The sequence below is a fragment of the Roseomonas aerilata DSM 19363 genome (assembly GCF_000711725.1).
GTDB lineage: Bacteria > Pseudomonadota > Alphaproteobacteria > Acetobacterales > Acetobacteraceae > Roseomonas > Roseomonas aerilata.
The window spans coordinates 91,807-109,536 of record NZ_JONP01000016.1; the positions used below are offsets into that span (position 1 = coordinate 91,807).

The window sequence follows — 17,730 nt, forward strand, 5'->3', positions numbered from 1 at the left end:
GTGCCGGCCCTTCTCGCCCTCCCACCCGAGGAGATCGCAGCCCGCCTCGCCTTCGCCCAAGCCGCCCGCCACGCCACGCTCGAGCTTGCCCAGCGCGCTGCCTGGGTCTCGACCGCCCGGCTGTTGCAGGTCGCGCTCGCCGTTCCGGAGGCCTCTGGCTGGACCGTCTTGCTCGAATACGACCTTCTCCGCCTGGAGAAGCGCGCTGACTGCGTGATCCTGACCGACCGCGCCGTGCTGGTGCTGGAAATCAAGGACGGCGCTACCGGCTACAGCACCGCCGACCGGCGCCAGGCGGAGGATTACGCACTGGACCTGCGGGATTTCCACGCGGGCTGCCGCGGCCTGCCGGTCGTGCCCATTCTGGTCGCGACCGCGGCGCCGCGCGTGATCTTCGAGCCCGCACTCATCTGGCAGGGCGTGCCACCGCCGCTCCTGACGAATGCCCCACTGCTTGGCGACACGGTTCGCGCCATCCAGTCTGCCATCGGCCCGCCCGCGACGCCCCTGGACCACGCCGCCTGGTTGGCGGCGCCCTATCGCCCCGTGCCCGGCGTGCTCGAAGCCGCCACGATGCTCTTCGATCGGCACCGCAGCGCCGAGATGGTCTCAGCCCGTGCGGACGCGGCCAACCTCACCCGCACCACCGCCGCGGTGGGCCGCGCGATCGAGGCCGCCCGCGCCAACTCCCAACACGTGGTGGTCTTCGTCACCGGCTCGCCGGGCGCGGGAAAGACCCTCTGCGGCCTGAACGTCGTCTTCGGCAGCCTTCGCGCGGGTGGCGCCGCTTTCCTGACCGGTAACGCGCCCCTCGTCGCGGTCCTGCGAGAGAGCCTCGCCCGTCGCGCGGCAGAGGGCGGGCAGGGGCGTGCGCTGGCGAGGCGCGACGCCGTCACGGCCCTGCAGAACGTTCATCGCTTCCTGGAACTATACGTCGAGAAGCCGGACGAGATTCCGGAGGCTCACGTCATTGTCTTCGACGAGGCGCAGCGCGCCTGGGACCGCGCGCAGGCCACGAAGCCGTCGCAGCGCCGCGGCGCCAGCAAACTGACGGACAGCGAGCCCGCGCACACGCTCGAGATCATGTCCCGCCACGCCGACTGGTCCGTCATCGTGGCGCTCATCGGCAATGGCCAGGAGATCAACACCGGCGAGGCCGGGTTGGCCGAGTGGGGAAGGGTCATCGAGGCGACGCCCGGCTGGCGGGCCGTTGCCGCCGAGCGTGCGGTCATCACGCCCATCGCGGCCCAGCGCCTGGCCGACGGGCCGCGCCCCTGGCTGACGATGGACCCGGACCTGGACCTTACCGTCCCTATGCGCTCCGTCCGCGACCCGCAGGGTGCCCCCTGGGTGGATGCCGTGCTCGCCGGCAATGCCGCCGCCGCGGCCGAAATCGCCCGGAGGGCCGGTGGTGTGCCCTATTTCGTGACACGCGACCTCTCCACCCTCCGCGCCGCCCTGCGCGATCTCTCCCGCGGGATGCGCCGCGCCGGTCTCGTGGCTTCCTCCGGCGCCCGCCGCCTCCGGGCCGAGGGCCTTGGCGTGCAGGCCGCCGACATGCCGCACTGGTTTCTCGACCGCTGGCCCGATATCCGCGCCTCCGACGCGCTGGAGACCTACGCCACGGAGTATGACTGCCAGGGCCTGGAACTGGATCAGGTTGGCCTGGCCTGGGGCGGGGACCTGCTGCGCGGGCCGGGTGGCTGGGTGATGCGCGCCCTTTCCGGCAAGGATTGGCAAACCGTCCGCAAGGAGGAGGACCGCAGCTTCACGTTGAACACCTATCGCGTGCTGCTCACCCGCGCCCGCTACGAGACCGTCATCTGGGTGCCGCCCGGCAGCCCCACCGGCGATCCCTGGTATGACAGGACGCGCGACGCGACCGCGATGGACGCGCTGGCCGATTACCTCGTGTTCTGCGGCGCGCGCGCCATCGAGCCCGTGCCCACCGCAGACCCCGCGCCCGCCCTGCTGTAGAAGCGCCCATGCTCCGCGCGCTCCTCGCCCTTCTCCTCCTCGCCTCTGCCGCCGCCGCGGCGGAGTTGAAGCTCGCCACCTGGAACCTCGACTGGCTGACCACCCGCCCGGCCGGCGATCCCGAACTCCCTCGCGACCTCCACCGCCGCGCCCCCGAGGACATCGCACGCCTCCGCGCCTATGCCGAGCGCCTAGCCGCTGACGTGATTGCCCTGCAGGAGGTGGACGGGCCCGAGGCCGCCGCCCTCGTCCTCGACCCCGCCCGCTGGCGCTTCTTCTTCCCCGGGGAGCGCGACGTGCAGCGCGCCGGCATCGCCGTCCGCCGCGACCTGCCGGCCACGCAGAACGACGATCTGGCGGCGCTCGACCTACGGCCTGGCGCCCGCTTCTCGCTTCGCCGCGGCGTGGACGTCACGGTGGGGGAGGGGGCCTCGCGGCTCCGCCTCCTCTCGCTCCATCTCAACGCCGGCTGCCGGGAGCCCGACGATGCCGGCCGCCAGTGCGAGAGCACCCTCCGCCAGGCCGAGATCCTCGCCGGCTGGATCGAGGCCCGGCGTGCGGCCGGCGAGGCCTTCGCCCTGGCCGGTGACTTCAACCGCCGCTTTGACCGCGACCCCGTTATCCTCCCCCTGCTCGAGCGCGCGGCCCCGCTCACCCGTGCGACCGCCGGGCGTTCTAACCCCTGCTGGGGCGGGCGGCCCTTCATCGACCATGTCCTTCTCGGCGGCCCTGCCCGCGGCTGGATGGTGGAAGGCAGTCTTCGCGTCCTCGTCTATGCGGAGCGGGAGCCGGAATGGCGCCACAGGCTGTCCGACCACTGCCCGGTCAGCATCGTGCTGAACCCGCCCTGACGCTTTCGAAACCCGCTCTCGCGCGTTTGGAGCAGGAGCCGCGCGCCTGACCACAGACCGGGAATGACAGCCTTGAACGCCGAGCGCCTGCACCGCTTCCTCGCCACCTGCCGCATCACCGACGGTGCCTCCTTCTCCCTGGAGGAGCACCGCACGGATGAGGACGGCGACACCGGCCTCGACAAGGACACAGGCAAGGAGGCGCTGGAGCGCGCCGTCTCCCGTATCTCCGACCAGCAGGAACGCCTCTACGCCGATGCGCGCTGGTCCGTGCTCTGCATCTTTCAGGCGTTGGACGCCGCCGGGAAGGACGGTGCCATCAAGCACGTCTTCTCCGGCGTGAACCCGCAGGGCGTGGACGTGGAGTCCTTCGGCGCCCCCAGCACGCTGGAGCGCGCCCACGACTTCCTCTGGCGGCACCACGTCGTTATGCCTCGCCGCGGCCACATCGGCGTGCACAACCGCTCCTGGTACGAGGAGGTGCTGGTACCGCGCGTGCAGCCTTCCATCCTCCAGGCCGCCCCGCTGCCCGCCGCCGTCATCGGCCCGCAGATCTGGGATGAACGGCTGGAGGACATCGCCGCCTACGAGCGCTACCTCGCGCGCCAGGGCGTGCGGATCCTGAAGTTCTTCCTCCATGTCGGGGAGGAGGAGCAGCGCAAGCGCCTGCTCGCCCGCATCGATGAGGGCGCGAAGAACTGGAAGTTCGAGGAAGGCGACCTCGTCGTCCGCGCCCGCCGCGCGGAATACCTCTCCGCCTACGAGGCCGCGATTCGCGCCACCGCCGCTCCGCACGCGCCCTGGTACGTCATCCCCGCCGACCGCAAATGGCTCGCTCGTCTGCTGGTGGCCGAAGCGGTGGCGAACGCGATGGAGTCCCTGGACCTCCAGTTCCCGACCGTCACCGCCGCCGCGCGCGCGGCCCTGCTCCGGGCACGCGATGCGCTGACCTGAGGGGTAGATTACCGAGACCGTTAACGAAGCTTCATCAGGCTTTGTTCCTCCCGACGGCAACTATCGCAGCCCCCCGAATTTGATCCCTCGTGCGGCACCTGACCCGCACCGAGGGATCGCTGATGACCACCCCGCGCGGCTCTAGACGCCGCTTTCTCTTTGCGACGACTGCCCTGATGGGCGTCGTCGGGACCGCCACGGCCCGCACGATCGAGGGCCTCCCCTGGACCAGCAACGAGGTCTATCCGCCCGCCGAGGCCCGTCCCGGCCCATGGCGCTTCTTCACACCGGAGGAGGGGGCGGCCATCGAGGCGATCGTGGATCGGCTCGTCCCGGTGGACGAACTCGGGCCGGGCGGCAAGGAGTCCGGCTGCGCCGTCTTCATCGACCGCCAGCTCGCCGGCCCCTACGGCCGCTGCGAGGGCATGTACATGCAGGGGCCATTCCCCACGAATCCACTGCCCACCCAGGGCTTCCAGTCCTCGGTCACCTTCGCGGAGGCCTACCGGCGCGGCCTCGCCGGCCTCGCCGCGCATGTCGCGCGCAACTTCGGCGGGAAGAAGGTCCCGCAGCTCTCGGGCGAGGAACTCGACCGCCTTCTCACCTCGATGGAGAAGCGCGAGATCAACACGCCCGAGTTCAATGCCAGCAGCTTCTTCGACCTGGTGCACAACAACACGATGGAAGGCTTCTTCGCCGACCCGATCTACGGTGGGAACAAGGACATGGCTGGCTGGAAGCTCCTCGGCTTCCCGGGCACGCGCTACGACTTCCGCGACGTCATCGCCCGGCCCAACACCCGCTACACGCTGCCGCCCGTGAGCCTCCTCGGGAGACCGGAATGGAACCCGGGGGGGCGCAGCTGATGCGCCGCCTTCCCCGCAAGGATGCCGTCATCATCGGCCTCGGCTGGACCGGCGCCATCATGGGCCACGAGCTCTGCCAGGCCGGGCTGGAGGTGGTCGCGCTGGAGCGCGGCCCCTGGCGCGACACGGCCAGCGACTTCAACATCGGCACCGCGCCCGACGAGCTGCGCTACGGTATTCGCGGCGAGCTCTTCCTGAACAACTCGCAGGACTCCGTGACGGCGCGGAACAAGATGGACCAGGTGGCGCTGCCCATCCGCAAATGGGGCAGCTTCCTGCCCGGCAACGGCGTCGGCGGCTCCGGCGTTCATTGGAACGGCCACACCTGGCGCTTCCTGCCGAGCGACTTCAACATCCTCAGCCATTACCGCGAGCGCTACGGCGAGGGGATCTTCCCCGAGAACCACAGCATTCAGGACTGGGGCATCAGCTACGACGAGCTGGAACCCTATTACGACAAATTCGAGTACCTAGCGGGCATCTCGGGCCAGGCCGGCAACATCAACGGCGAGATCCAGCCGGGCGGGAATCCCTTCGAGGGTCGGCGGCAGCGCGGCTACCCCACGCCGCCGCTGAAGGGCCAGCACGCGCAGGACCTCTTCTCCAAGGCCGCGACGGAACTCGGCTTCAAGCCCTTCCCAATGCCTTCGGCCAACATCTCGCAGGCCTATACCAACCCGCTCGGCGTCACCCTCGCGCCCTGCACCTATTGCGGCTTCTGCGAGCGCTTCGGCTGCGCGAACTACTCCAAGGCTTCCCCGCAGACGACCGTCCTGCCCGTGCTGATGCGCCACCCTGGCTTCGAGGCGCGCACGCAGTGCGAAGTGGTGCGCGTGCTCAAGAGCTCCGACGGCAAGACCGCCACCGGCGTCGTCTATATCGACGCGCAGGGCCAGGAGTGGGAGCAGCCGGCGGATCTCGTCATCATGGCCGCCTACCAGCTCTGGAATGTGCGGCTGATGCTCTATTCCGGCATCGGCAAGCCCTATGACCCGAGCACGGGGGAGGGCGTGGTGGGCCGCAACTATGCCTATCAGGCGAACTCGTCGGTCAACGGCTTCTTCGACAACACCCACGCCTTCAACCACTGGGCCGGTGCGGGCTCCCTCGGCATCACGGCCGACGAGTATAACGGCGACAACTTCGACCATACCGGCCTGAACTTCGTCGGCGGCGCGAACATCAACTGCACGAGCTTCCACGCCCGCCCCATCTCCGCGCGCCCGATCCCGCCGGGCACGCCGCGCTGGGGCAGCGCCTGGAAGAAGGCGACGCGCGAGGCCTACAACACCTTTGCCAATGTCGGCAGCCAGGGCAGCGTCATGTCCTTCCGCGACAACTACCTGGACCTCGACCCCACCTACAAGGACCGGCTCGGCCGCCCGCTGCTGCGCATGACCTTCGACTTCAAGCCGAACGAGGAGCGCATGTCCGCCTACGTCACCGAGAAGATGGTGCCGATCATGCGGGCCATGGGCGCGAAGCAGATCGTGGCCAACCCGAAGAAGGGGCCATGGAACGTCGTTCCCTACCAGACCACCCACAACACGGGCGGCGCGGTCATGGGCGATAATCCCCGCACATCCGCGGTGAACAAGTACCTGCAGGTCTGGGACATGCCCAACGTCTTCGTGCTCGGCGCCTCCGCCTTCCCGCAGAATGCCGGTTACAACCCCACGGGTACGGTGGGCGCGCTAACCTACCTCGCGGCGGATGCCATCGTGAGCCAGTACCTCAAGAACCCCGGCCAGCCGCTGGTGCAGGCCTGATGCGCGCCCGCCTTCTCGCCGCCCTCGCCGGCCTTTCCCTCCTCGCGGGCGGACCAGCCCGCGCCGCACCGGACAACTTCGACCAGGTGGAGCGCGGCCGGTACCTCGTCGTGCTCGGCGACTGCGTGGCCTGCCACATGTCTACCAGTGGCAACCACGAGGGCTCGCAGGGCTTCGTCGGCGGCCGCCCGATCGAGACGCCGTTCGGCAACATCGTCACACCCAACATCACGCCCGACCGCGCGACGGGAATCGGCACCTGGTCGGCGGACGACTTCTACCGCGCCATGCACGAGGGCGTGCGCCCCAACGGTGCGCATCTCTACCCCGCCTTCCCCTACACCTACTTCACGCGCATGCCGCGCGCGGACACCGACGCGATCCTTGCCTACCTGAACACGCTGGAGCCGGTGAACAACGCGGTAGACCGCAACACCTTGCCTTTCCCGTTCAACATCCGCGCCTCCATGCTCGCCTGGAACGCGCTGTTCTTCGAGCCTGGCGAGTTCCGCCCCGACCCCAACCGCTCGGCCGAGTGGAACCGCGGCGCCTATATCGTGGAGGGGCCCGCCCATTGCGGCGCCTGCCACACGCCGAAGAACCTCGCCGGCGCCGATCGGACCAGCGAGCACTTCGTCGGCGGGCCGCTGCAGGGCTGGTTCGCCACCAACCTGACGGGCGACCAGCGCACCGGTCTCGGCGCCTGGAGCGTGGAGGAGATCGTCGAGTACCTGGGGAAGGGCCGCAACGCCCGCAGCGCCGCCTCCGGCCCCATGGCCGAGGTGGTGGAATACTCCACCAGCCTGATGAGCGAAGCCGACCTCCGCGCTATCGCCGTCTACCTGAAGGAGCCGCCCGTCGCCGCACCTGCCGCCCCGGCCCGCACCGCGCTGGCGGGCGACAACACCCAGATGGTGACCGGCGAGGCAATCTACCTCGACCGCTGCATGGCCTGCCACCGGCGAGACGGGGAGGGCGTGCCGCGGATGTTCCCGCGCCTCGCCGGTAGCCAGGTGGTGCAGCAGGAGGGCAATGAGACCTTGCTGCGCGTCGTGCTCCAGGGCGTGCGCGCCGCCTACAGCCCGCACGCGCCGACATCGCCGGCCATGCCCGCCTTCGGATGGCGCCTGAACGACGACCAGACTGCGGCAGTCACCACTTATATCCGCAACGCCTGGGGCAACGCGGCGCCTGCCGTCACGGCCGCCGACGCCGGTCGGATGCGCGACCTCCTGCGCGACCGTCCCTGACGCGCCGATTCCCGCCCGCAACAAGCGGGCGGGGCATCGCGTTGGCATGGGAATGATCCCCCGCCGATTTCTCCTCGCCGCCGCGACCCTTCCAGCCGCGGCCTGTTCTCCCATCGACATCGCGAACCGGCTGACGCCTGCGGGCGGCATTCTGCGCGAGACTGGTCTCGTCTACGGCCCCGGCGAGCGCGGCCGCTACGACCTCTACACGCCGCAGGGCACCAGACCCGATGCCCCGCTGATCGTCTTCTTCTACGGAGGCGGCTGGCGCAACGGCGCGCGGGAGGACTACGACTTCGCCGCCCGCGCGCTCGCCTCCACCGGCGCAGTCGTCGCCGTGCCGGACTACCGCCTCTTCCCCGAGGTGCGCTGGCCCAGCTTCGTGGAGGATGGGGCCGCCGCGGTGCGCGCCATCCGCGCCGGCCCTGGCCGAGACCGTCCCGTGGTCCTCGCCGGGCATTCCGCCGGGGCCTTCAACGCCATGGCCCTCGCGGCCGACCCTCGCTGGCTTGGCCCGGCGCGCGACAGCCTGGCCGGCGGCATAGGCCTCGCCTGCCCCTTCGACTTCGGCCCCGCGGACGATCCCTCTGGCATCTTCGCCGCCGCGCCGAACGCCCGGGCGCGCGTGGCTCCGCTTGATGAGCCGGCCCTTCGCGGCACGCCGCCCCTGCTGCTGCTCCACGGCCTCGCGGACACCACCGTACGCCCCGAGCAGACCTCGCGCTTCACGACCCTCGCGCAAGCACGGGGCGTCACGGTGGAGGCGCATTTCTACGAGGGCGTCGGGCACATCGGCATGATCGCCGCCCTGGCTGCTCCCGTCCGGGCCCTTGGCCTGGAAGGAGCGCCCGTGCTCCGCGAGATCGCACGCTGGCTCCGGGCGAGGTTCCCCACCCTGGCCGCCTGATCCGCGCCAGCAGGGCAAGAAAAAGGGGGAGCGGACGATCCCGTCCGCTCCCCCCAGGTTTGTTCAGCCGAAGCCAGCGACTAGTTCGCCGCCTCGGGCTCCCGCTCCGCCTCGCCGTCGCCCGAGCCCTCGTCGGGCTTGGGCAGGGCGGGCGGCGGCGCCTCGGCGATGTCGAAGGTCAGTGCACCGTCCTTCAAGCCGACCTTCACGGCCCCGCCCTTTACCAGCTTGCCGAAGAGCAGTTCCTCGGCGAGCGGCTTCTTGACGTATTCCTGAATGACACGGGCCAGCGGCCGCGCACCGTACAGGGGGTCGTAGCCGCGCTCGGCGAGCCACTCCTTGGCGGAGGAGGACAGCTCGATGGTCACGTTCCGGTCCGCGAGCTGGGCCTCCAGCTGCATCACGAACTTCTCGACCACGTTGCCGACGATCTCCGGCGTCAACCCGGCGAAGGGCACCACGGCGTCCAGGCGGTTCCGGAACTCCGGGGTGAACATCCGCTTGATCGCTTCCTCGTCCTCGCCGACGCGGACGCTCTGGCCGAAGCCGATAGCGGGCTTCGCCATGTCGGCCGCGCCCGCGTTCGTCGTCATGATGAGGATGACGTTGCGGAAGTCGACGGTCTTGCCGTTGTGGTCGGTCAGCTTCCCGTGGTCCATCACCTGCAGCAGGATGTTGTAGAGATCCTGGTGCGCCTTCTCGATCTCGTCGAGCAGGAGCACGGCGTGCGGGTGCTGGTCGATGCTGTCCGTCAGCAGGCCGCCCTGGTCAAACCCCACATAGCCCGGAGGGGCGCCGATCAGCCGGCTGATGCTGTGCCGTTCCATGTACTCGGACATGTCGAAGCGGATCAGCTCGATGCCGAGCGTCTTGGAGAGCTGCTTGGCCACCTCCGTCTTGCCGACGCCCGTGGGGCCGGAGAACAGGTAGTTGCCGATCGGCTTCTCCGCATCGCGCAGCCCCGCGCGGGACAGCTTGATCGCGGCGGAGAGGGTCTCGATCGCCTTGTCCTGCCCGAAGACCATCGACCGCAGGTCGCGCTCGAGGTTCTTGAGCACCTCCTTGTCGTCGGTCGAGACGGACTTGGGTGGGATCCGCGCGATCTTCGCGACGATGTCCTCCACGTCCTTCAGCGTCACCGTCTTGCGGCGCTTGTTCTCGGGCAGCAGCATCCGCGACGCGCCGACCTCGTCGATCACGTCGATCGCCTTGTCCGGCAGCTTCCGGTCGTGAATGTACTTCACCGAGAGCTCCACCGCGCCGCGGATCGCCTCGGGCGTGTACTTCACCTTGTGGTGCTTCTCGTAGTTCGTCTTCAGGCCGGTGAGGATCTTCACCGCGTCCTCGACGTTCGGCTCATTCACATCGATCTTCTGGAAGCGCCGGACGAGGGCCCGGTCCTTCTCGAAGTGCTGCCGGTACTCCTTGTAGGTCGTAGAGCCGATGCAGCGCAGCGTGCCCTGGGCGAGCGCGGGCTTGAGCAGGTTGGACGCATCCATCGCACCGCCCGAGGTCGCGCCGGCACCGATCACCGTGTGGATCTCGTCGATGAACAGGATGGCGCCGGGCTGCTGCTCCAGCTCGTTCACCACGGCCTTCAGCCGCTCCTCGAAGTCACCGCGATAGCGCGTGCCGGCGAGAAGCGAGCCCATGTCCAGCGCGAAGATCGTGGACTTGAGCAGGACCTCCGGCACGTCCTCCTCGATGATCCGCTTGGCCAAGCCCTCGGCGATGGCGGTCTTGCCCACGCCGGGGTCGCCCACGTAGAGCGGGTTGTTCTTGGTCCGGCGGCAAAGGATCTGAATCGTGCGCTCGATCTCGTCGGCGCGCCCGATCAGCGGATCGATCTTGCCCTGCCCGGCCTTCTTGTTGAGGTTGACGCAGTAGTTGGAGAGCGCGTCGCCGCCCCGCTTCGCGCCACCCTCGCGCCGCTCCTCGTTCCCGCGGTTCTCGCCCTCACCCTCGCCGTCCTTGCCGGCGTTGCCCTGGACAGGGCGGGTGGTGCTGCGGCCGGGGGCCTTAGCGATGCCGTGGGAGATGAAGTTCACCGCGTCCAGCCGCGTCATGTCCTGCAGCTGCAGGAAGTAGACGGCGTGGCTCTCGCGTTCACTGAAGAGGGCCACCAGCACATTGGCGCCGGTCACCTCGTCGCGGCCGGAGGACTGGACGTGGATGGCGGCGCGCTGGACCACCCGCTGGAATCCGGCAGTCGGCTTCGGGTCGCCCCCGCGGTCGGTCACGAGGCCGGCAAGGTCCTTGTCGAGGAACTCCTGCAAGTCGCGCTTCAGCTTGTCCACATCCACGCCGCAGGCCCGGAGGACAGTGGTCGCATCCGTATCTTCCGCGAGGCTGAGGAGCAGGTGCTCCAGCGTCGCGTACTCGTGCCGGCGCTCGCTCGCGAGGCCGAGGGCACGGTGGAGCGTCTGTTCTAGGTTACGGGACAGCATGTCGTTCGACGCTCCCCTGTCTCAACGGCCGCCGGGATCTCCCGGCAGGGCGCCCACCTGGGCGCTCCACTTGGGACGGCCGTACGCAAGAAGTCGATGGGATGAATATTGTGGTCCACTCCCCGAACGCGGAGGGGAGGGGCAGGTTACGCCTTGTATCAGTGGCTCTGATCGCGATCCGAGGATCCAAGCTCATTCTTTCTCGATCGTGCACTGAAGAGGATGCTGGTTCTGGCGGGCGAGGTCCATCACCTGGGTCACCTTTGTTTCCGCCACCTCGTAGGTAAAGACCCCGCAAACGCCCACCCCGCGCCGGTGGACGTGCAGCATGATCTTCGTCGCCTCGTCCCGGTTCTTCTGGAAGAAGCGTTCCAGGACGTGGACCACGAATTCCATGGGCGTGTAGTCGTCGTTCAGCATCAGGACCTTGTACATGGTGGGCTTGCGCGTCCGGGGACGCGCCTTCACCACCACGCCGGTCGCCGGCCCGTCACCGCCCTGGCCGCCATTGCCCGGCGGCCCGCCGGGCGGCGCGTTCGGGGGCTGGGGGCCGTTGCCGCCGTCCTTGTCGGGCCCGGCCGGACCGTTCTCTCCGGCGGCCGTCCCTGTCATGCCGCTTGGGCGCTTGTCCTGCTTGCTCATCGCCCTGCCATGGTCTCACGGATCACGGCCTTGCCAAGGGGCCACCGGTTCCGCTTCGCTGGAATTGAGTGAGGGAAGGATACTGGATCGCGGCGCCCGAGGTGAAGGCTTTCGGCGCCGTGATCGATATGGGGCCTCCGTTCCTCCCCCACCAGGGCTCGGCACCGCCCCAAAAGAGAAGGGCCCCGCCCGGCCGCCCCCGGTGAGGGGGACGATCGGGCAGGGCCCAGGCTCCGCGATGATCGGCGGGGAGGTTCTCCCGGCCGGATCACCGGTGCTCCGGCCTGTTCAAGCGGCGAGCGGCTTGGTCGCGCGCTCGACGGCCTGGGAGACGCGCTGCGTCACCGGGGTGGCCACCTGCTCCACGAGGCGGAAGGAGGCCTCCTGCAGCTTGGCGGTCTCGGAGAGAACCTTCTCCATCCCGCCGCGCGCGTAGGTCGCCTGGATCTCGGCGGCCTCCTTGAGGCTCTTCACGCCGGAAAGGGCGCGGGCGCCCTCGAGGGCGTGCTCAGTCAGGCCCTGCATCAGGGCGAAGGCCTGGCGGCTGATCTCCTGCGAGCCGGTCATCCAGGTCTGGGCGACCTGCGTCAGCGTCTCGACATTGCCGCGGGAGAACTCGGCGAAGTCCTGGGCGGCCTTCATCGTGCCCTCGGCGGCCTTGCTGGCCTGCTCCATGCTGCGCTCCACGGCGGTGCGGATCTGGGTGGTGCCGACGTCGGAGATCTTGGTCGCCTGCGTGGCGGCAGTGTCGGCGGCGGCGGTCGCGGTGCTCACGGTCTCGCTCGCGATACGGGCAATCTTGGGGGCCTCGTTGGCCATGGTCTCTTCTCCTGGGGAACTAGGGCTTGCCATGAGCGAGCCCATGGCTTTGCTGCGGTGCAACAACTGCCGTATATCAAAGCCTGCGAGGCGCCGTCCACATATTATTTTGCACTGCAACATAGGATTCGCAACCGTTTCAGACCGCTTCCGAACTGTGGCAGAAATCCTGCAATTACCGGCTTTTGTGGGTTTTTTCCTCACGTGGTGATGGACACCCCCCTCAGGCCCCCTCTATCGTCCGCTCAGCGAGGCTGGGGGGCCGCGCGACGGTGCTGCTGCACCGGGCTACCAGGACCCGCGGGGGCGGGTCTTCGAAGGGGGGTTCCTATGGTTGATGGTCTGGCCGCCGGGCGCGGCTGGCAGCGTTGCAGGGCCGGCTTGTCGGCACTGGGCGATGCCTCGCGAAAGCGCTGGCTCGCCCTCGTCCTCCCGGCGCTCCTCGCGGCACAGCCCGCCGCGGCTCAGATCGGCAGCGAGCGCTACTCCTCCTTCGTGATGGACGCCCGCACCGGTCAGCAGCTCGGCGGCGCCAACCCGGATGCCCCGCGCTACCCGGCCTCCCTCACCAAGATGATGACCCTCTACATGCTGTTCGACGCGATGCGGGAAGGCCGCATCACGATGGACAGCCGCATCTACATCACCGAGGAGGCGAGCAGCCGTTCCCCCTCCAAGCTCGGCGTCCCGCCGGGCATGACCATCCCGGTCGAGGTCGCGATCTACGCCCTGACCATGAAGTCCGCCAACGACGTGGCGGTCGCGGTCGGCGAGGCCCTGGGCGGGAGCGAGGAGCGCTTCGCCCAGATGATGACCATGCGGGCCCGCCAGCTCGGCATGACGAGCACGACCTTCCGCAACGCCTCCGGCCTGCCGGACTGGGACCAGACCACCACGGCGCGCGACATGGCCACCCTCGGCCGCCGCCTCTTCTTCGATTTCCCGGAGCGCTGGCACTACTTCGGTAACGCCACCATCCGCGCCGGCAACTACGCCTTCCGCAACCACAACCATATGCTCAGCGACTACGAGGGCGTGGACGGGGTGAAGACCGGCTTCATCAACGCCTCCGGCTTCAACAACGTCATCTCGGCCCAGCGCCAGGGCCAGCGCGTCTTCGTCTCGGTCTTCGGCGGCTCCTCCTGGATGGAGCGGGACCGCCACGCGGCCCTGCTGCTCGACGACGGCTTCTCCCGCCTCGGCGTCGCGCCGAGCCCCCGCATGGTGCCCGAGGCGCCCGTCGCCATGGCCCGCACGCCCCTGATCTTCGCCCGCGCCCGCGCCGCGACGATCGAGGCCCCGCGCGCCGCCATCCGCCAGGTCTCGCTCCGCGTGGTCCGTCCCGTCGCCAGCGCCGCCGCGCGCGGGCGCAGCGCCGCGGCCGCCGCCCGCGCCGAGCTGCGCCCCCTGACCGCCCCGGCCGCCGCGCGGAACACGGCGGTCCGCACCCGCCGTGTGATGGAGCAGGGCGACGGCGGGCGCGTGATCCGCGTCATCAGCCCCGTCCGCCGCCAGGGCGCCTCCCGCAAGGAGCGCTGAGCCTCCCCCGGCAAGTCACATGGAAGGGGCCGGCTCGCCGGCCCCTTCCTCTTTTCAGGCCATGGCACCGCGCGCGGAGATCGGCCAGAGGCACTCCACCCGGCCGCCCCGCACGCCCACATACCAGTCGTAGCGATCCACCGTCGGGTCGCAATGTCCCGGCACCAGCCGCAGCCGCTCCCCCAGCTTCGGCCGTGTCCCTCCCTCGACGGCGAGCGCGCCGTGCTCGTCGGACGCACCGGCATAGCGCAGTCCCGGCCGTTCCCAGATCAGCGGCAGCCCCGAGTCGACCGCAACCGCCTTGTGCCCGGCATCCAGCACCGCCACCCCATCGCGCGGCGCGGACATAACCTGCGCAAGCACGAAGAGGCTCTGCCGGAAGGGCGGCGGCGCGCCGTTGGCCGCGTAATCGGCGTCCATGAAAGCGTAGGACCCGGCCTGGATCTCGGTCCAGAGCCCCGCCTCCAGCTCCAGCTCGAATGTGCCGGTCCCGGCGCCGCCGACGATGGGGCAGGGCAACCCGCGCTGGCGAAGCTGCTCCACGGTGCGCCGAACCCCCTCGGCGGCGTGGGAGATGGCCGCGCGCCGCTCATCCACGGTTCGCTTGTGCTGGGCGCTGCCGTGGTAGGCCTGCAACCCCCCGAAGACGAGGTGAGGGGAGGCCGCGATCTGCTCGGCCAGCGCCACCGCCTCGGGGCCGGGGTTCACGCCGCAGCGGCCGGCGCCGACATCGATCTCGACCAGCACCTCCATCCGCCGCCCGGCGGCTTCGGCCACGGCCGCGATGGTGTCGATCCCCCCGGGATCGTCCGCGCAGACCGCAACCTTGGCGATCCCGGAAAGGGCGGCCAGCCGTCGCAGCTTCCGCGCATCCACCACCTGGTTGGAGACGAGGATGTCCGCGACCCCCCCCCAGGCCAGCGCCTCAGCCTCTGCCACCTTCTGCACGCACTGCCCGACCGCCCCGCGGCGGATCTGCTGGTGCGCGATGGCAGCGGATTTGTGGGTCTTCGCGTGGGCCCGCAGCTTCGCCCCCGTGCCGGCCAGCCGGCCCGCCATGGCATCGAGATTTGCCTCGAAGGCGTCGAGGTCGATGAGGAGGGCCGGGGTATCGACCTCCTCCTCGCGCATGCCTGGTTCGGCCGGGGGGGATTGAAGCATGGTCGCGGTCACTCCGTGGTCACCACGATTTTAGCCCGCCGGCGGCGACACGTCAGGCCCGGGCGGGCGGCCACTCCAAGTCCGCTGCCAGCCGTTGCGGCACCATCCAGGCGCGCGCGCGGCGCCAGCCCTGTCGGGCCTGAACGCAAACCGGGATCAAGCGATAAGTCGCGCCCTCATAGTGCCGGAGGGCGGCCAGAGCCGCGGGCGTGGGCCTTATCAGCGCCCCCTCCACCCGGCCACCGGGCTGCCGGACGAGGGTCGGATAAGGCGTGCCGCGGAAAAACACCCGCGCGTGGTCGTGAAGCGCCGCTGGCCGCATCCGGCGTGGCAGGCGGGAATCGCCGGACCGGCGCGCGAGGATGCGCCGATCCAACAGGGTGCCGTAGAGAAAGAGCGGGATCAGTGCCCCGCATTCTCCCCGGTGAAGTCGGGCGCCGCGAGCCCGCTCGCCTCGAGCTGCTTCGCGATCATCGCCTTCAGCCGCTCCAGCCCCTCGGGGCTGCTCGCCTCCGCGCGGGCCACTAGCACCGCCTGAGTGTTGGAGGCGCGCAGCAGCCACCAGCCGTCCTCGGTCAGCACGCGCACGCCGTCCACGTCCTGCACCTTCGCGCCCTCGGTGGAGAGGCGGCTCTTCACCTCATCCACCACCGCGAACTTGCGGTCTTCCGAGCAGTCGAAGCGCAGCTCCGGCGTGTTGATCACCTTCGGCATCGCCTCCCGCACCTGGGAGAGCGTCTCACCCATGCGCGCGACGATCCCGAGCAGCCGCACCGCCGAGTAAGGGGCGTCGTCGAAGCCGTACCACTTGTCCGCGAAGAAGATGTGGCCGGACATCTCGCCCGCCAGCGGCGCCCCGGTCTCGGCCATTTTGGACTTGATGAGCGAGTGGCCGGTCTTCCACATCAGCGGCGTGCCGCCGGCCTTGGCCACCTCGTCGAACAGCACCTGGCTTGCCTTCACGTCGGCGATGATGGTGCCGCCGGGCTTGGACTTCAGCACGTCCCGCGCCAGCACGACGAGGAGCTGGTCGCCAAAGAGGATATTGCCCTCGTTGTCCACGACGCCGATCCGGTCCGCGTCGCCGTCGAAGGCGATGCCGAGGTCGGCGCCCCGCTTCGCCACCTCGGCGATAATCTGCTCGAGGTTCTTGGCGACCGTCGGGTCGGGATGGTGCGCCGGGAAGTTCCCGTCGATCTCGCCGTTGATCACCGTGTGCTCGCCGGGCAGGCGGGCGGCCAGCATCTTCGTGATCTCGGCGCCCGAGCCGTTGCCGGGATCCCAGACCACCTTCAGCGCGCGGTCGCCGCCGTCGTAGTCCTGCATCAGCCGGTCCACATAGGCCTTGGCGATATCGACGCTGCGCGACGACCCCTGCGCCTCCGCCACCACGTCGCCGGAGGCGGCCATAGCGCCGAGCTGCTGGATGTCCTTCCCGAAGAACGGCTTCTTGCCGAGCATCGACTTGAAGCCGTTGTAGTCGGGCGGGTTGTGGCTGCCCGTCACCATCACGGCGCCATCGGCCTTGAAGTGGTAGGAGGCGAAGTAGAGCATCGGCGTCGGCGCGCAGCCTATGCGGACCACCTCCATGCCGGAAGCCATCAGGCCCGCGACCAGCCGCTCCTCCAGCATCGGGGAGGAGAGGCGGCCGTCATAGCCGACCGCCACCGTCTTCCCGCCCGCGCGCGAGACGATGGTGCCGAAGACGCGCCCGATGGCGAAGGCGTCCTCGCCCGAGAGGGTTTTTCCGACCACGCCGCGGATGTCGTACTCGCGAAGGCTGGTCGGGTCGAAGCGGTGGCTGAAGCCGGTCATGCCGTTGGCCCTACTGACGTCCGATGGATTGATAGGTGAGGCCGGCCTCGCGGAAGGCCGCGGGGTCCCAGGCGTTGCGGAGGTCGAGCACCACGTCGCCGCGCATCGCCGACTTCAGCTTCTGGGGCGAGAGGGCACGAAACTCGTTCCACTCGGTCAGCAGCACCACGGCATCCGCGCCCTCGACGGCGTCGAGCGCCGTCTCCGCGAACTGCACGCCCGCCGGCATCATCTGCCGCGCATGGGAGGGCTGCGGGTCGTAGGTGCGGATCGTGGCGCCCGCCTCCACCAGCCTCGGCACCACGACGAGCGAGGGCGAGTCGCGCATGTCGTCCGTCTCGGGCTTGAAGGTCAGGCCGAGCACCGCGACGGTCTTCCCCGCCGCCGAGCCGCCCAGCGCCGCGATCACCCGCGCCGCCATCGCCTCCTTGCGGGCGTCGTTGGCCGCGATCGTCTGCTCCACGATCGTCACCGGCGCGCCCAGCTCCTGCGCGGTGCGGGCCAGCGCCAGCGTGTCCTTCGGGAAGCAGGAGCCGCCGTAGCCCGGCCCGGCATGGAGGAACTTGCGCCCGATACGCCCGTCCAGCCCCATGCCGCGGGCCACGTCGTGCACGTCCGCCCCGGCCTTCTCGCAGAGGTCGGCCATCTGGTTGATGAAGGTGATCTTCACGGCCAGGAAGGCGTTGGCCGCGTATTTGATCAGCTCCGCCGTCTCGAGTCCTGTCTGCACGAT

The 17,730-nt window shown here is 69.6% G+C and carries 15 protein-coding genes; 8 read left to right on the forward strand and 7 right to left on the reverse strand.

The features are described 5' to 3' along the window. The 7 genes from BO39_RS18415 (at position 1) to BO39_RS18445 (ending at position 8,574) form a co-directional block, all read left to right on the forward strand. A complete protein-coding gene (locus BO39_RS18415) occupies positions 1-1,977 on the forward strand; it encodes a DNA/RNA helicase domain-containing protein (protein ID WP_043836123.1) in 1,977 nt (658 codons plus the stop codon). Positions 1,978-1,985: 8 nt separating this feature from the next. Continuing rightward, positions 1,986-2,828, forward strand: a complete 843-nt coding sequence (locus BO39_RS18420; protein WP_043836125.1) for an endonuclease/exonuclease/phosphatase family protein — start codon at positions 1,986-1,988, stop codon at positions 2,826-2,828. Between the two features lie 72 nt (positions 2,829-2,900). After that, on the forward strand, positions 2,901-3,782 hold the full coding sequence (locus BO39_RS18425) for a PPK2 family polyphosphate kinase (RefSeq protein ID WP_245615254.1): 882 nt from the start codon (positions 2,901-2,903) through the stop codon (positions 3,780-3,782). Positions 3,783-3,904: 122 nt separating this feature from the next. Beyond that, on the forward strand, positions 3,905-4,648 hold the full coding sequence (locus tag BO39_RS18430) for a gluconate 2-dehydrogenase subunit 3 family protein (RefSeq protein WP_043836129.1): 744 nt from the start codon (positions 3,905-3,907) through the stop codon (positions 4,646-4,648). After that, on the forward strand, positions 4,648-6,417 hold the full coding sequence (locus tag BO39_RS18435) for a GMC family oxidoreductase (protein ID WP_084698235.1): 1,770 nt from the start codon (positions 4,648-4,650) through the stop codon (positions 6,415-6,417). Before BO39_RS18430 ends, BO39_RS18435 begins: the two co-directional genes overlap by 1 nt. Beyond that, complete coding sequence (locus tag BO39_RS18440; protein WP_043836131.1) at positions 6,417-7,667, forward strand: c-type cytochrome; 1,251 nt, start codon at positions 6,417-6,419, stop codon at positions 7,665-7,667. Before BO39_RS18435 ends, BO39_RS18440 begins: the two co-directional genes overlap by 1 nt. Positions 7,668-7,713: 46 nt before the next feature. Further along, positions 7,714-8,574, forward strand: a complete 861-nt coding sequence (locus tag BO39_RS18445) for an alpha/beta hydrolase (RefSeq protein WP_052402276.1) — start codon at positions 7,714-7,716, stop codon at positions 8,572-8,574. An 80-nt stretch (positions 8,575-8,654) separates the two neighbouring features. Here the strand turns inward: BO39_RS18445 and clpA are convergent, their stop codons facing one another. The 3 genes from clpA to BO39_RS18460 all read right to left on the reverse strand — a co-directional run bounded on the left by clpA (position 8,655) and on the right by BO39_RS18460 (position 12,482). After that, on the reverse strand, positions 8,655-11,021 hold the full coding sequence (gene clpA / locus BO39_RS18450) for an ATP-dependent Clp protease ATP-binding subunit ClpA (protein WP_043836133.1): 2,367 nt from the start codon (positions 11,019-11,021) through the stop codon (positions 8,655-8,657). Between the two features lie 192 nt (positions 11,022-11,213). Further along, positions 11,214-11,663: an ATP-dependent Clp protease adapter ClpS gene (gene clpS / locus BO39_RS34480; RefSeq protein ID WP_245615256.1), complete on the reverse strand. Its 450-nt coding sequence runs from the start codon at positions 11,661-11,663 to the stop codon at positions 11,214-11,216. A 288-nt stretch (positions 11,664-11,951) separates the two neighbouring features. Continuing rightward, positions 11,952-12,482 (reverse strand): phasin family protein, encoded by a 531-nt coding sequence (locus tag BO39_RS18460; RefSeq protein WP_043836135.1) that lies wholly within the window; start codon positions 12,480-12,482, stop codon positions 11,952-11,954. 330 nt (positions 12,483-12,812) lie between these two features. Here BO39_RS18460 and BO39_RS18465 point away from each other — a divergent pair, with 330 nt between their 5' ends. Next, entirely contained in the window at positions 12,813-14,021 is a 1,209-nt protein-coding gene (locus BO39_RS18465; RefSeq protein WP_052402277.1) for a D-alanyl-D-alanine carboxypeptidase family protein, read from the forward strand. A gap of 54 nt (positions 14,022-14,075) precedes the next feature. On the opposite strand, the gene BO39_RS18470 is transcribed toward BO39_RS18465, so the two are convergent. The 4 genes from BO39_RS18470 to BO39_RS18480 form a co-directional block, all read right to left on the reverse strand. Further along, complete coding sequence (locus tag BO39_RS18470; protein WP_043836137.1) at positions 14,076-15,182, reverse strand: DSD1 family PLP-dependent enzyme; 1,107 nt, start codon at positions 15,180-15,182, stop codon at positions 14,076-14,078. A 52-nt stretch (positions 15,183-15,234) separates the two neighbouring features. Next, on the reverse strand, positions 15,235-15,588 hold the full coding sequence (locus tag BO39_RS33665) for a gamma-glutamylcyclotransferase family protein (protein WP_281175569.1): 354 nt from the start codon (positions 15,586-15,588) through the stop codon (positions 15,235-15,237). Beyond that, complete coding sequence (gene pgmG / locus BO39_RS18475; protein ID WP_043836139.1) at positions 15,585-16,997, reverse strand: phosphoglucomutase/phosphomannomutase PgmG; 1,413 nt, start codon at positions 16,995-16,997, stop codon at positions 15,585-15,587. The genes BO39_RS33665 and pgmG overlap by 4 nt, the downstream gene beginning before the upstream one ends. Before the next feature lie 10 nt (positions 16,998-17,007). After that, positions 17,008-17,730, reverse strand: a 723-nt coding sequence (locus BO39_RS18480) for a UDP-glucose dehydrogenase family protein (protein ID WP_043836195.1), incomplete at its 5' end; no start/stop codon positions are given.